The sequence below is a fragment of the Labrys monachus genome, from assembly GCF_030814655.1.
GTDB lineage: Bacteria > Pseudomonadota > Alphaproteobacteria > Rhizobiales > Labraceae > Labrys > Labrys monacha.
In genome coordinates this window covers 2,107,881-2,122,592 of the sequence record NZ_JAUSVK010000001.1, presented here as the reverse complement: position 1 = coordinate 2,122,592, position 14,712 = coordinate 2,107,881, and the positions used below count along the sequence as shown (strand labels likewise).

9 protein-coding genes and 1 tRNA gene are annotated in these 14,712 nt (G+C 64.3%); 5 read left to right on the top strand and 5 right to left on the bottom strand.

Going from position 1 to position 14,712, the window contains the following annotated elements; all coding sequences use genetic code 11:
• The first annotated feature begins 33 nt into the window (after positions 1-33).
• The 4 genes from rpoD to J3R73_RS09590 all read left to right on the top strand — a co-directional run bounded on the left by rpoD (position 34) and on the right by J3R73_RS09590 (position 4,923).
• Positions 34-2,037, top strand: a complete 2,004-nt coding sequence (gene rpoD / locus J3R73_RS09605; RefSeq protein ID WP_307425580.1) for an RNA polymerase sigma factor RpoD — start codon at positions 34-36, stop codon at positions 2,035-2,037.
• Positions 2,038-2,211: 174 nt separating this feature from the next.
• Complete coding sequence (locus tag J3R73_RS09600; RefSeq protein WP_307425577.1) at positions 2,212-2,511, top strand: HlyU family transcriptional regulator; 300 nt, start codon at positions 2,212-2,214, stop codon at positions 2,509-2,511.
• A gap of 305 nt (positions 2,512-2,816) precedes the next feature.
• Positions 2,817-2,893: transfer RNA gene (locus J3R73_RS09595), tRNA-Arg, on the top strand.
• A 482-nt stretch (positions 2,894-3,375) separates the two neighbouring features.
• Positions 3,376-4,923 carry a Fic family protein gene (locus tag J3R73_RS09590; RefSeq protein ID WP_307425574.1) on the top strand — a complete coding sequence of 516 codons (1,548 nt, stop codon included), beginning with the start codon at positions 3,376-3,378 and terminating at the stop codon, positions 4,921-4,923.
• A gap of 286 nt (positions 4,924-5,209) precedes the next feature.
• Here the strand turns inward: J3R73_RS09590 and J3R73_RS09585 are convergent, their stop codons facing one another.
• Entirely contained in the window at positions 5,210-6,535 is a 1,326-nt protein-coding gene (locus tag J3R73_RS09585; RefSeq protein WP_307425571.1) for a glycosyltransferase, read from the bottom strand.
• 660 nt (positions 6,536-7,195) lie between these two features.
• Here J3R73_RS09585 and J3R73_RS09580 point away from each other — a divergent pair.
• Positions 7,196-7,903, top strand: coding sequence for a response regulator (locus J3R73_RS09580; protein WP_307425568.1), 708 nt, complete (start codon positions 7,196-7,198; stop codon positions 7,901-7,903).
• A 269-nt stretch (positions 7,904-8,172) separates the two neighbouring features.
• Here the strand turns inward: J3R73_RS09580 and J3R73_RS09575 are convergent, their stop codons facing one another.
• The 4 genes from J3R73_RS09575 to J3R73_RS09560 form a co-directional block, all read right to left on the bottom strand.
• Positions 8,173-8,979, bottom strand: a complete 807-nt coding sequence (locus tag J3R73_RS09575; protein WP_307425565.1) for a cyclase family protein — start codon at positions 8,977-8,979, stop codon at positions 8,173-8,175.
• A gap of 394 nt (positions 8,980-9,373) precedes the next feature.
• Entirely contained in the window at positions 9,374-10,402 is a 1,029-nt protein-coding gene (locus J3R73_RS09570) for a cytochrome-c peroxidase (RefSeq protein WP_307425562.1), read from the bottom strand.
• Between the two features lie 483 nt (positions 10,403-10,885).
• Positions 10,886-13,381: a two-component system VirA-like sensor kinase gene (locus J3R73_RS09565; RefSeq protein ID WP_307425559.1), complete on the bottom strand. Its 2,496-nt coding sequence runs from the start codon at positions 13,379-13,381 to the stop codon at positions 10,886-10,888.
• 361 nt (positions 13,382-13,742) lie between these two features.
• Positions 13,743-14,396, bottom strand: coding sequence for a DUF1127 domain-containing protein (locus J3R73_RS09560; RefSeq protein ID WP_307425555.1), 654 nt, complete (start codon positions 14,394-14,396; stop codon positions 13,743-13,745).
• Positions 14,397-14,712: the final 316 nt, after the last annotated feature.

Genomic DNA, 14,712 nt, shown 5'->3' with positions numbered 1-14,712 from the left:
GCTGGCCGGTTCGAGGCGATGAGGACAACGACGATGGCGAAAAAAGAAGCTGACAAGGAAGAGACGCCGGAAACCGAAGCGCCGAGCCAGGACAGTCCCCTCCTCGACCTTTCGGATGCCGCCGTCCGCGCCTTGATCAAGCGCGCCAAGAAGCGTGGCTATGTCACGCATGAAGAGATCAACAACGTCCTGCCCTCCGAGCAGGTCGACGGCGACCAGATCGAGGACGTGCTCGCCATGTTCTCCGAGATGGGCATCAATGTCGTCGACAATGAGGAGACCGAGACCGAAGAGGCCGAAGAACCGGCCGCGCCCGCCGAGGAAGAGGAAGCCGAGGGCGGCGATCTCGTCGAGGCGACCGCTTCGCGCGCGCCCGTGCGTTCCGAAACCGCCAAGGAACCGACCGACCGCACCGACGATCCCGTGCGCATGTATCTGCGCGAAATGGGAACCGTGGAGCTTCTGTCGCGCGAGGGCGAAATCGCCATCGCCAAGCGCATCGAGGCCGGCCGCGAGGCGATGATCGCCGGCCTGTGCGAAAGCCCCCTCACCTTCCAGGCGATCATCATCTGGCGGGACGAGCTCAACGACGGCAAGATCCTGCTGCGCGACATCATCGACCTCGAGGCGACCTATGCCGGCCCGGACGGCAAGAACGTGCCGCCGGCCGTGATGGGAGAGGCGGCCGAGGGCGAAGCCGCGCCCGCCATGGACGACGACGCGCTGCCGCCCATGGACGGCGATCTCGACGAAGACGACATGGAGAACAACGTGTCGCTTTCGGCGATGGAGGCCGAGCTCAAGCCGAAGGTGCTCGAAACCTTCGACCGCATCGCCGACGACTACAAGAAGCTGCGCCGCCTGCAGGACGTGAACGTCGAGAGCCGCCTGCAGAACCGCTCGCTTTCGCCCTCGCAGGACCGCAAATACAAGAAGCTGAAGGAAGAGATCGTCACCAATGTGAAGAGCCTCTCCCTCAACCAGGCGCGCATCGACGCCCTGGTGGAGCAGCTCTACGACATCAACAAGCGCCTCATCGGCTATGAAGGCCGGCTGATGCGCCTGGCCGAGAGCTATCGTGTCGATCGCGCCGACTTCCTGCGCACCTATCAGGGCTCGGAACTCGATCCGAAATGGATCCTGCGCGTCTCCAAGCTCGGCTCCAAGGGCTGGCGCGAATTCGTCGCCCATGAGCTCGAGACGATCAAGACGATGCGCGAGGACATCCACAACCTCGCCACCGAGACCGGCCTCGAGATCATCGAGTTCCGCAAGATCGTGCATATGGTGCAGAAGGGCGAGCGCGAAGCCCGCCAGGCGAAGAAGGAAATGGTGGAGGCCAATCTGCGCCTCGTCATCTCCATCGCCAAGAAATACACCAATCGCGGCCTGCAGTTCCTCGACCTGATCCAGGAGGGCAATATCGGCCTGATGAAGGCCGTCGATAAGTTCGAATATCGGCGCGGCTACAAGTTCTCGACCTATGCCACCTGGTGGATCCGGCAGGCCATCACCCGCTCGATCGCCGACCAGGCCCGCACCATCCGCATCCCCGTGCACATGATCGAGACGATCAACAAGATCGTGCGCACGAGCCGGCAGATGCTGCACGAGATCGGCCGCGAGCCGACGCCGGAGGAACTGGCCGAGAAGCTCGCCATGCCGCTCGAAAAGGTGCGCAAGGTGCTGAAGATCGCCAAGGAGCCGATCTCTCTGGAAACGCCGATCGGCGACGAAGAGGATTCGCATCTCGGCGACTTCATCGAGGACAAGAACGCGATCCTGCCGATCGACGCGGCGATCCAGTCGAACCTGCGCGAGACCACCACGCGCGTGCTCGCCTCGCTCACCGCCCGCGAGGAACGCGTGCTGCGCATGCGCTTCGGCATCGGCATGAACACCGATCACACGCTGGAGGAGGTCGGCCAGCAATTCTCGGTGACGCGCGAGCGTATCCGCCAGATCGAGGCGAAGGCGCTGCGCAAGCTCAAGCATCCGAGCCGCTCGCGCAAGCTGCGCAGCTTCCTCGACAACTGAACCACCCCGCCCTGCCCTGGGCCGGAACATCCAAGCCTTCTCCGGATTATCGGAGAAGGCTTTTTTGTGGAGCGGGTTTGGCGTCGAGTGTGCGGGGGACGGCGGCCGGCATTGGCGCAGCCATGACGGTAGGGTTATTCTATGGGTCGATCGATCCGAACAGGGGGCAGCATCATGGCATCATTCCTCAAATCCATATCGTCGCTCCTCGGCGGACGCCGCGAGGCGGCGGCCGACGAGCCCGCGGAAGCCGAAGGCCATGAACACAAGGGGTTCACCATCCGCGCCGCCCCCTACAAGGAGGCCGGCCAGTACCAGACCGCGGGCGTGATCGAAAAGGACGTCAACGGGACGCCGAAGAGCCATAAATTCATTCGCGCCGACCGTTTCGCCAGCCTGGACGACGCCGTGCAGTTCTCCCTGGCCAAGGGCCGGCAACTCGTCGACGAGCAGGGGGAACGCCTCTTCGACTGAACAGGAGCCGCCGCCGGCAGCGGGCGCGATTCGGCCGGCGTGCAGGACACGAGCGCCGATCACAGCCCGCGGCACGGCGGCGGGAACCCGGCCGGACGGCTGCGCGATCGCGAAAATACGCGGCCCGATGCGGCGTTCCTCGCGCAGGACCCCTCATTTGCACGGGTTTGAGGGGCCTGTCCGCCGCCGCCTCGGAGGCGCTCCAAAAACTTCCCGACCGCCCGGTAAAAAACACCGAAGGCGCTTGCATTCCGCGGCCGCCTTGACTATTCAGACGCCACCGGAAGCGCTGAGCGCTTCCTAGCGCGCCCGTAGCTCAGCTGGATAGAGCATCAGACTACGAATCTGAGGGTCAGAGGTTCGAATCCTTTCGGGCGCGCCAATTCCGAACGAAACCGGGCGCTTCAGCCGTAGTTGCTCCATCGTCCATAACGAGACATTCAGGAACCGTCCGGCGCCATGGATGCGGACTTCAGTCTCATCGACTTCCACCAGGTCGATCGCGAGCGGATGTAGGCGTGCCGAAACGGCGTATCGTCGTCAGGCTATTTGAACGCATGATCTCCACAAATGCGGCGATCCTTTCGTCCGGAATGCGGGCGCGCTGATTTTATTCTTTCACGGCACGATCGAGAGCAATCAGCGCCAGGTCGCGTTCCGTTTGACGGCGGCTATGCGCTCCTTGAGCGTGGGGTCGGTGGGATCGCCGCGCCCTACTCGATGGCCGCGTAGAAGCGTCCCAGGCGGCCCGGTACCGGCATGTGGGATACGCGGTTGCTGACCGCAGCAGGTTCATTGAAAGTTATCGATTTTCATGAGAATATGCCATCTGGTATAGATATTCGGCTATAGGTATTGAAATTCATGACCGGCGCCCCTCAGTACCAATTTTCAGGGGTTGTTACCGTTTTTCATGACCGGCGCCTGCCTGAAGAGGCACAGCCGGCGGGTTATGCCGCGCTGATCGATGCTTACGGCCTGGGCGTTCCCGTACCGCTGACCCTCGCCGCCATCGGCCAGCGCCACAAAGTCTACGAGGCCGAAGACTGGCGCATCTATACGCCACGCCACCGCCCCGACGACAGCCTTACCGGCCATCTGACCTTCGCCCTTCGCTACGAAGGGCTCGATCTCTGCGTCCTGAAAGCCCTGTTCCGCCGGACGGGGCCGGCGTCGATCGCCGACATCGTTCGGGGCGCGCCGACAGGCGCGTTCGCCCGCCGCGTCTGGTTTTTGTATGAGTGGCTCCTGCAAGCGCGTCTCGATCTTCCGGATGCCAGGGCCGGCGCCTATGCGCCTGTCGTCGATCCCGGCCAGCAATGGGCGACAGAAGGCACCAGTTCGACGCGCCATCGCGTCAAAAATAATCTTCCAGGCACGCCGGCCTTCTGCCCGATGATCTTCCGGACGCCGGCATTGGAGGGCTTTGTCGCGCGCAATCTCGCGGATCGGGCGCGGGCGCTGGTCGCCGACGTGCCCGCCGACCTGCTGGCGCGCACCGCCGCCTTCTTGCTGCTGAAAGACTCGCGCTCCAGCTTCCAGATCGAAGGCGAAGATCCGCCGCAGGAGCGCATCCTGCGTTGGGGCCGGGTCATTGCCGAGGCCGGGCGGCGCTCGATCGACCTTGAAGAACTGCTCCGCCTGCAGAAGATCGTTATCGGCGACGCCCGCTTTGTTCGTCTGGGCCTCCGTACCGAAGGCGGCTTTGTCGGCGAGCATGACAGAAGCACCGGCACCCCCATACCCAACCATATCAGCGCCCGTCATCAGGATCTGGCGGAGCTCGTGGACGGTTTGATCGACTTCGACCGCACCGCCGCGCGCGCGCTCGACCCCGTGCTGGCCGCAGCAATGCTGGCCTTCGGCTTCGTCTATATTCACCCCTTCGAGGACGGGAACGGCCGCCTGCACCGGTTTCTGATCCACCATGTATTGGCAGAGCGGAGGTTCAATCCGCCAGGCGTCGTGTTTCCGGTCTCGGCGGTCATTCTCGACCGCATCGATGACTACCGCCGCACCCTTGAGAGTTATTCAAAGCGCGTGCTGCCGCTCATCCGCTGGCGGCCGACCGATCGCAACAATGTCGAAGTTCTGAACGATACGGCCGATTTCTACCGGTACTTCGACGCGACGCCGCATGCCGAGTTTCTGTTCTCATGCGTGGCGCGGACAGTCGATGTCGATCTACCGGCCGAGACGGCTTTCCTGAAAGCCTACGATCAGTTCAAGACGCGTGTGAAGGCGATTGCCGACATGCCGGACAGGCTGCTCGACCTTCTGTTCCGGTTCCTCCGGCAAAATGGCGGCGTGCTTTCCAGGCGCGCCCGCGAAAAGGAATTCGCCGGCCTCACGGATGCGGAAACGGCAGAAGTCGAAGCGATATTCGCCGAGCTCAATCCGCGAGCGATTTAGCATTCCAATTGCGATTTCGTGAAGCCTCTGAAGCACGGAGCCACCATGATCCGGAGACCATGGCGGGTTGGGCGCTCGTATTCGATACGCATGACGGCAGCGGGATTGCCGCTGCCGCGGTCTTCGGGACCCGGCAGCGTCGCGTGCTTGGACTGGTCCGGCGGTACGCGATACCCTGTTCCACGCCGGCAGCAGGCCCGTCGGATTGCGCGCCCGTCGCCGCCTGGGTCAGGCCCGCAGGACCGGGTTGCCGAGGTCGTGGACGAAGCCGAGGCAGAATCCTTGCCTAGAGGAAGTTCTCTACCGCGAGAGGCCGAGCCGTCCGATGCCGGGACGCAGCCTCGTTGACGAGCCGGAGAATCTCCGATCGCGTATCGATCTCGGCGAATTCTCCAGCCATCTGGCGGGAGCGCGCACGATAGTTCGGCGTGTCGAGCACCGTTCGAACGGCTTGCCTCAGCGCCTGCGGCGTGGGCTCGTTGGTCGCAAGATCGATGCCGACCCCGGACCACGCGACCCGCGCATTGACGTCGGCCTTGTCCTCCGTCAGCCCCGCCGTGACAAGCGGGACACCCAGGCTCATGGCCTGGTTGACGCTGCCGTAACCGCCATTGGTCACCAGCAGATCGACTTTGGGAAGCAGCCATTCGAACGGCAGATAGCTGGCGAGGCGCGCATTGTCCGGGATCGGGCCGGGTATGGCATCGATGGCGCGGCCGCCGGCGGTGGCGACCACCAGCACGTCGGGCTCGTTTGCCAGCGCCGCCAGCGTCGGAACGGTCAGAAGGCCGAAATCGTGATTGGCCACCGTTCCTTGCGTCACGAGCACGACCTTGCGCGATCCGTCCAATTCATGCGCCCAGGGCGGGAGGGGAGCCTGATTGGGAATGAAGGGCAAGGCTCCGACGAAATGCACCGAGGGCGGGGTGTAGCGCGGAAACTCGAAACTCGGCACGGTCAGCTGCAGATGGATGTCTGCAAGTTCCACCACGGATTCGAAAAGGCTTGCCGGCAAAGGACCGAGGCCCAACGTGCCGAGATAGCGATTGACCCGGCTGGCGATGGGCTGATCGACGGCCGTCTCATGCTCTCGCGCGATCGCCTCGTACTCGCTGCGCTGCGCCTTGGTGAGTGCCGGCGGCAGGCCGGCGAAATGCGGTGCCTTGTCGGCCCGGCGGCAATGCAGGATGGATGTCCCGCAAAGGACGACAGGCGGGCGTTCCGAGCGCGGCCCGAGCAGCATGGGCAGGACGCCGAAGAATGTATCGTCGGTGATGACGACGTCCGCCGGGAAATCGCGAAGAATCCCCTGCAGCCTCTCGTGCTGGGCCGGAATCGGGTCGGCGAACACGCGCTGGACCGCGATGCGCAACCATTCCGGTCCAGGCGGCGTGTCCTTCAACTCCGGGGCCACCGAGTGGATGTTGCCCGGATCGAAATCCACGCTCGCGGGAAGCGGACGGAATCCCGCCGAGATACCTTCGATGCGGCCGCGCAAGGCGGTGCCTGACAGGACGATGACCTGATGACCTTCGGCGATCAGGATCCGGCCGATTGCAAGCAATGGATTGAGATGACCCGTTGCCGGCGTCGAAGCAATTAGAATTTTCATGAGATCAAGCCACTCTGCTTTTATAACAACTTCCCGCCAACTCCAGAATGGATCTGATCAGGCGGGCGAAGCGGAGATAGACTTGCGATAGGCCGATTACACCTTGGCTTCAGGGCCAGGCCAAATGGTTACGATTGCAATGCGGGAGAGTTCGCGCGGAACAATCGGAGAGGCTCGACGGGAGCGACCGCCTCCCGACCAGATCCGCGCCGACCCGGGCAGGCCTCCAGCCCGATCGCACTGTCCCCAAGCCAGTCGCTCCGGCACTGGCTGCGCCGCCAGATCGCCTCATTCGAGGAGCATACGTCAAACGGTTTACACGAGGCCGTTTCGATCTGTTCCATAGGGTACATCGCCGGAAGCATCACTCTATATAATTGAATTTGTTTAGAAATTCACAAAATCGCTCTTGGAGTTCGCTGGGTTGTCCTATACCGACTTCTCCAAAGATAACGTTTTCATTGTGTCCATCACGCCCTCGGCCAAGCTGGTGATGGACCTTTGCTGTTCACGCTGGGATCGGCCGATCGCCATTGCCGGCTCCCGGATTTCCAAGTGATTGGCTGATCTATGAATACCCCAGCAAACAAGCTCGGCGGCACTGAAACCCGAGCACCGCGTCCGTCCCGGCCGAACGCAAGCAGCGAGCGCCGTCAACCGATGAACATCCTGGTCGTCGACGACGACCCCACGATACAGCATATGATCGTGGACTATCTTGCGAATCACGACATCCGGGCCCTCTCCGCCTATCGGCGGCAGGAAATGATCAGCCTCCTCGCGCGCGAGGAATTCAGCCTGGTGCTGCTCGACCTGCGCCTCGACGAGGAAGACGGCCTCGATCTCCTGCGTGAAATCCGGTCGCAATCGGACGTCCCCGTCATCATCACCAGCGGCCATCGCCGCGACGAAATCGACCGTGTCGTCGGGCTGGAACTCGGGGCGGACGACTATGTCGTCAAGCCGTTCGGCCTGCGCGAACTGTTGGCGCGTATCCGGGCGGTGCTCCGGCGCGAGGCGACACGTGTCGCGGCGCCGAAGGATGCGGAGCGTGGCGGCTATCGATTTGGCGGCTGGCAGCTGGAGCGGCGCCTGCGCCGCCTGACGGATCGCTCCGGTGAGCAGGTTGCGCTGACGAAAAGCGAATATTCGCTGCTGATCGCGTTTCTCGACGCGCCGCAACGCCCGCTCACCCGCGAATATCTGTTGCAGGCCACCCGCATACATGAGGATGTCTTCGACCGCAGCATCGACGTCCAGGTGCTTCGGCTGCGGCGCAAGCTGGAGACGGATCCGATCGCACCGAGCATCATCGTGACCGAGCGCGGCGTCGGCTATACGTTCGCGCTCGCCGTCGCGCCGCTTTGAAGCGCCGGCGGCAGCGCAAGATACTTTCCTGAGGCAAGAGCTGGGGCGCTGCCGGACGGAGCCATCTCCAGGCTTCCCGGAACGAACGTCCCTGGCTCCCGAATTCGCCGCCCGGCGGGTCGTTCGCATCACAAGAGCCCGTACGCGATCGACCCGGCATTCCCTGCAGCATCGGAGCCCCGGCCTGATGCGTCACGGCATGCGGCTCGATACCGCCCCTCGCGCCGGGATGAACGACTGCGGCATGGCCGGCGTCGGCCGTCCCGAGGTCAGGCCGAATGCTCCTGCCCTGCGACGGCATCGTCGTCCATCATCGCGACGGCGCGTACCCATCCCGCCGAACCGCGGTCGATTTTCACGGGGAAGCACGATACCGTGAAGCCTGTAGCAGGCAACAGGTCGAGGTTGGTCAGTTTCTCGATCTGATAATAGCCGCGCACCCGTCCCGCCTTGTGGCCCTCCCAGATGATGCTGGCGTCGTTGTCGCGCCGATACCGCGCGGCGGTGAAGGAAAAGGGCGCATCCCATGACCAGGCGTCGGTGCCGACGACCTTGATCCCCTGCGCCGTCAGGAACAGCGTGGCTTCAGCACCCAGGCCGCAGCCCTTGTCGACATAGCCTGGATCGCCATAGGCAGCCCCCGCACTCGTATTGATCAGCACGATATCAAGCGGCTGCAGGACATAGCCAATTCGGTGCAGCTCCGCCTCGACATCTGCCTTGCCCGCGACATAGCCATGGGGAAAATGCCTGAAATCGAGCCTCACGCCCGGACGATGAAAATAGTCCAGGGGGGCTTCGTCGATTGTCGGCGCCGGCAATCCGTCGTCGGACGTCGAATGATAGTGGTACGGCGCGTCCATATGCGTGCCGTTATGGGTCGTAAGCTGAAGGGACTCGATCGCCCAGGCCTCGCCATCCGGCAGATCTTCCGGCCTCAGGCCCGGGAAGAACGCTGCGAGCTGGCCAAAACTCTCCTTGTGATGAAAGCGCGTTATCTTCGGAGCCATGACCGGCGGATCCGACATGATCCGGTCGGTGATGGGGATCGACAGGTCGACATAACGCCGAGCCATGACATGTCCTTTCTGGGTGCCCTTGGCACATTCGTTGAAATTTATAGCCGGCCCCGGCGCATGGCCGGAGGGACATCGATGCCTGCATCCGTCAAGCGCCTCGCCGTTCGCGCGGCGCACGTCCCACCGTGCCCCGCAGGTCGCCATGGGTTCTGGAGAGCGTCTCGATTTCAGCAGCCGGCATTTCCTAATGCGCCGCCGATTTCATTTCCGTGTCAAATTGGTGCGACCCGGTTTCAAATGTAATCCAGGGCGCCGGTGCAGCGTTCCGATGCCGGCTGACCGTCGGCCACTCGCCGTCGCCCCCTCCCCTCGCTTGTCGGCGTCCCGGAACATGCGGCGCCGGATCTTTCCGGCAAACGCCCGTCCGGATTTCGCGCCCCGGCGCCGCCCTTCACGGTGCCGGCCCGGTTACGGGCACGCCCCGATAGGTGCCCGTGAGCGTGTTCAGGAATGCGACGATCGCGTCGACTTGCACGTCCGGCAGTCTTTGGTCCAGCTGCGCCAGGGCCATCCTGCGGACGGCATCGTCGAGCGTCGGCGCACTGCCGTCATGGAAGTAGGGCGGCGTGGTGGCGATGTTGCGCAGGCTGGGAACGCGCAGGAGCCGAGGCTGCGTCGAGGTCAGCGGACGAAAGATGCCGACCCTCTCGAACAGGTTGCCGCCGATGTTCACGCCCTGATGGCAGGAGGCGCATCCGAGCGACTTGAACAGCCGATAGCCGTACTGCTCGTTGGGTGAAAGTTGAGCGGCCTCGCCGGAAAGCCAACGATCGAACCGGCTTCCGGGCGTCACCAGCGATTCTTCATAGATTTCGAGTGCGTCCAGCAGGCTGGCCCGATCCGGCGGATGCCCGTAAGCCTCGTTGAACCGGCTCGCCACGTCGGAAGCGGCCTTCAATCTATCGAGCACTTCGTCCATGCCGGCCGCCATGCCCCCGGGATCCTTCAACGAAGCCTCCGCCTGTGACTGGAGGCTGCGCTGATTCCCCTCCCAGTTCAGTCGGAAGCTGAGGGCGGCGTTGAAGACGGTAGGCGTATCGAACGCCATCTTCGCGCCGGCGTTCGCCGTTCCCGACACCCGGCTCAACGCCCCGTTGGTGCGGATGTCATGACAGGACGAGCATGCAAGGCGCCCGTCATGGGACAGGCGACGATCGGCAAAGAGGCTTTCCCCGAGGGCCAGCTTGCGAGGATCGGCGGCGGGAGGGCTGGGAATCGGCGTTATCGGCTCGTCCAACGCCGGCGTCGCGCTCGATGTCGAAGGGGATTGCGCGGGCGCCTCGCCGGCAAGAGGGAACAACACCACGCACACGCTCAGGGACAGCGCAAGAAAGCCCGACACCCGGCCAATGCCCCGCAAGGGATAAAACCCCGCGGAGAGCCAGGCGAAGACAAATGCGATCTTGAGAATGTAATGCATGGGACAGATTCGAGAGCGGCACATCGATCGGGAGAGGCATTCAAGTCTGTTGCAGTTCTGGGCGTCCCCGCGGGCGCATCGGCGGCAACGGCACAGGGCCGGGCTTGGCCGATATCCGGCCATGGCGCCGATGTCCGATATCCCTCAGGGCGCTATCGTCGGCGGAATAGCTTGCCATGCGCCGTCGGCGCCGTGCTTTGCCGATGCCCTTTGCCCGCGGCGGCAAGGAGGGCAATTCTTCCGACGCTGCATTCCTGTTCTCCACCTGTCACCGGGTGTGGCCGGCGGAGACATTGCCCGCGCCCGGCTACGGGACTGTTTCGCCCCTGAAAAAAGCGGTTACGATTGTAGTATGACAATTCGAATTGGACGATGGGCGTGATCGCTGCGTCGGGCCGGCTCTCCACGCATGGAGGTCGAACAGCGCTCAAGAGGTATGCGCGGCTCGAAACGGCTCGGCGTCGCCGCGACTGGACGATGGCTCTACGCCCGCAGCAGGCCAGCAAAATTTCCGTCATTCGTCAGTGCCCGCTTGAGCGCTTCGGCGACCTGCGCGGAGCTGAGGGGCGAGCGCACGATCTCGAAGCGACCGGCGACGGCCAGCGTATCGGCGTCGACCTCGTTCACCGACGCCGTCGCGATCACGACCGGCAGATCCGGCGCGGCCGCGCGTAGCGCCATTGCCAGGTCGAGCGCAGACCTTGCCGAGCCGGCATGACTCACCACGACGGCATCGAAGCGCTCGGGCGTTTTTCGGCAGGCGGCCAGAGCCTCGGACGGGCTGACGAAGCCGACCGGCTCATAGCCGAGCGCCGCCAGCATCTCCTCCCCCCTCATTAACCGCACGCTATCGTCGTCGATCAGCATCAATGTCTCGCCGCGCCCGAGAGGGAGCGTCCCGGACGACGCAATCCGATCGGGCGCGGCGGTTGCGGCGATGCAGGGAAGCCAGGCTTCAAAACGGCTGCCGACGCCCGGCGCGCTCCATACGTTCATGCTGCCGTCATGGTCGCGGACGATTTCCTGCACGGTCGCCAGCCCGAGGCCGTTTCCGGCCGAACGCGTGGTGAAGAAAGGTTCGAATATCCGCTCCCGCGTCGCCTCCTCCATGCCGTGGCCGGAATCGCGGACAGCAAGGCGAAGATGGAGACCCGGCGCGGACGTCCCATGGCTGTGCACCATTTTCGCCGTCAGTTCGTGAATTTCCGTTTCGACGATCAGGCGCCCCTCGTCATTCATCGCCTGCACGGCATTGTTGCAGAGATTGAGGATGACCTGCTGCAACTGCTCCGGTTCGCCATGCACGATGACCGGATCGGCCGCCCTTCTGATGACCAGCTCGATCTGCTTCGGCAGGGATGCCCGCAGCATGGAGGCCGTCTCGGCCAGCAGCGCATCGACATTCACCGGCCGGCGATGCCCGTCGCGCCGGCGGCCGAACGACAGGATCTGATCGACCAGATCGCGCGCGCGCATTCCGGCCGTGCGGATCGCCAGGAGATGCCGGTCTGGCCGCCGCCTGGCCGCGACCTGTTCTTCCGCCATTTCCGCATGACCCAGGATGGCGCCCAGGATATTGTTGAAATTATGCGCGATGCCGCTGGCGAGCGCGCCGACCGTCTCCATGCGGCGGGCCTGCTGCAACCGTGCTTCCAGTCGGGTTCTCTCCTGCTCGAGGCTGTTGCGGGCAAGGGCGTTGGCAAAGGCATCGAGTGCCATGCGCAACAGGCCGAGTTCCGCGATCCGGGCGTTCAATGGGCCGCGTAGGGCATCAAAACCCAACAGGTCGATTCCGCCGTCACCGACGATGGTGCAGACACCGGCCCAGCTGTGGAGACCGGCCGCCGCGAGGATGTCCCTGTCCGCTCCGGCGGCCAGCCGGTCGCAGTGGGGGATATGGATGATCCCGTCCCTGGCCGACCTCAGCCGGGCCGACAGCTCCGGCGCACGGCGAGGCCAGTCCGGCGAATAACCGACACCGTCCCGGCTCCATAGGTGCGACTGCTCCGGCTTGCGGGCCAGGAGGAGATACGCCCTGTCCGCGCCGACATGGGCAGCCAGCTCGCCGAGGGCCTCCTCGACTCGCGCACCGATCTCATGCGACCGGACATTGATGAAGCGGGTGGAAATGCCGGCGATGACACCTTCGAGCGCCGCTCGTCGCTGCAGATCGCGCATCCGCGCCCGGAGCCGCCATCCGAAGTGAAGGAGCGCGGCGAGCAGCAGAAGCGACGCCGCGTAGAGCAGGAGCTGGAAATGGCCCGCTTTCGCCATCGAGGCGGCACGGCGGTCGCGCATGAGCGTACGAACGGCCTTCTGGCTCTGTTTCAACGGCAGCGCGCGCAAAGCCTTCAGGGAGGCGTCGGTCGCAGGCAGAAGGTCATGAAGCAATCTGCCATGCGCCAGCAGCCCTTGCACTGAATCGGTGTCGCTGGGCGGAAACTGCTGTGCGGCGAGGTCATTCAGCCGATCCTCGACATCCTGCGCCATCGCCGGAGACGTATCGAGCGTCAATCGCAGCATCGCCGTGGTGAGTGAGCCGATCGCCGGCGCCATGGGCTCGTTGCGGCTCCACGAGCTCAGCCGGCCGCTGAACAGGCCGAAATAGGCGAAGGAATTTTGGAGCAGGGCATTGTCGCTCTTGAAGCGTTCGACCAGTTCTTCCTGCTGCCTCATCGCGGCGGCCAGACGATCGACCTCGGCGGTGATGTCGGCGTCATTCGCCACATCGCTGTGCAGTTGAGCAAGCGACTCGTCGATCACCTTCACCCCGTGCACCAGGGGATCGTAGTCCCGCAACAAGCCTGCGCGCGCACTGAGCATGTCGCGCGTCAGGGCGCTTTCCGCCATGTCCAGCTGGTCGAGCACGCCGAGAGCCCGATTGAGCCCTTCCGCATCCGAGTTGACGGCGCTCAGCGACAGCCATGTGAGCAGGACGAGCGCGGGCAGCGCCGCGGTAACGGCTATGACTGTCTTCACGGCCTTGGCCCGCTCCAGGGGAGATCATGATCCGTCCCCGGGGAAGTATGCGGGAACGCGGCGGCCCGCTCCTCCGGCGATCTCCGATCGAGTTCCGCTGCGACCACCCCGGAAGCGGCATCACCGAACGCCGATGCGCTGGCGTCATGAAAGTGGGGCGGGACGGCGCCCTTGTCGCACCGCCCCGGAATGCGTGAGGCAGGAGGCGGCCGAATGAAAGCAGGGGTGATTTCTGGGATGCGGTGCATATCGGCAGGACGTCGGAATCGATGCATGAAACCGGTGGATGTGTGCCGGCTGACGGCAAGGGCCACCGTCGCCGCGCCAAGGGCCGAATCGCAATATCAAGGAGGGAGAAGCGTCAATCCGTCGGCCGCCAATAGCGGGTAACCACGTCAATATCGTGGCGCAACAGCCCGATATCCCGGAGCAGCCGGTCGTCCAAGGTCTCCAGCGCCACGCGTGCCCGGCGCCTCTCGGTTGCGCGAACCCATCCTCGCCAGGGCATGGCGAGCATCGACAGGAGCCGCGCGAGCGGAGCGGTGGAACGGCTTGCGCCCCTCCGAATCGGCGCATAGGGGTCGAGGCCGACAGCAGGTTTTCCGACGCCTCCTCGCTGCTGCGGCCAGCCGAGGCGCTTCGTTGCGCTGGATGAGAGCCGGATCGGCTCTATCGAGCAGGCCGGGGGAAAGATCGCGCGCGCGGGCCGCTCAAATCGCCGGGTCGGCGACGCCTCCTTGCCGCGTCCGGGGGCACGCCGGTCCTCATCGAGCGCGGCGTAGACTTCCGGGTGCATGCTGGCACCATAGAGCGCAAAGCCCTCCACGATACTCGATATCGCCAAGAGGAAGATGCTCCTGGGCCGCCCCGCGCGGTCGTCGACAACGGGCGCCCCTGATCTGAACATGAAGGACGGGAGGGCCTCGGCAAGGTCCAATGGTTCTCCTTCCCATAGGCGTATGCTGCGGTTGTCGTGGGCGGCGGCGGTGCGCGACGACTTCTCTTCGAGCCGCATTGCTTTCTCTCCACTGTTTGTCGGAGTTGACGACGGAGAGCGTGCCGGCGCCCGGCTACGGGAGCATTTCGACCCTGGAGAAATGGGTTACCGCTGTAGTGCAACGATCCGCCTCCTCACGGTCGCCCGCCTGCGGAGCGGACCCATATGCGGGCGGTGCCGGCGTTTGCATATGTGCGTCAGGCCTGGAATCGGCGGTTCGATCGCCGCCCCGAGAACGGGCCGATCCGCCCCGCCGTCATGATCCGGCGATGGCGGGATCGAACTCGAGCTTGGCGGCCGTCTCCGGCCGCCTCCTGCCCTTCCCGATTGCATC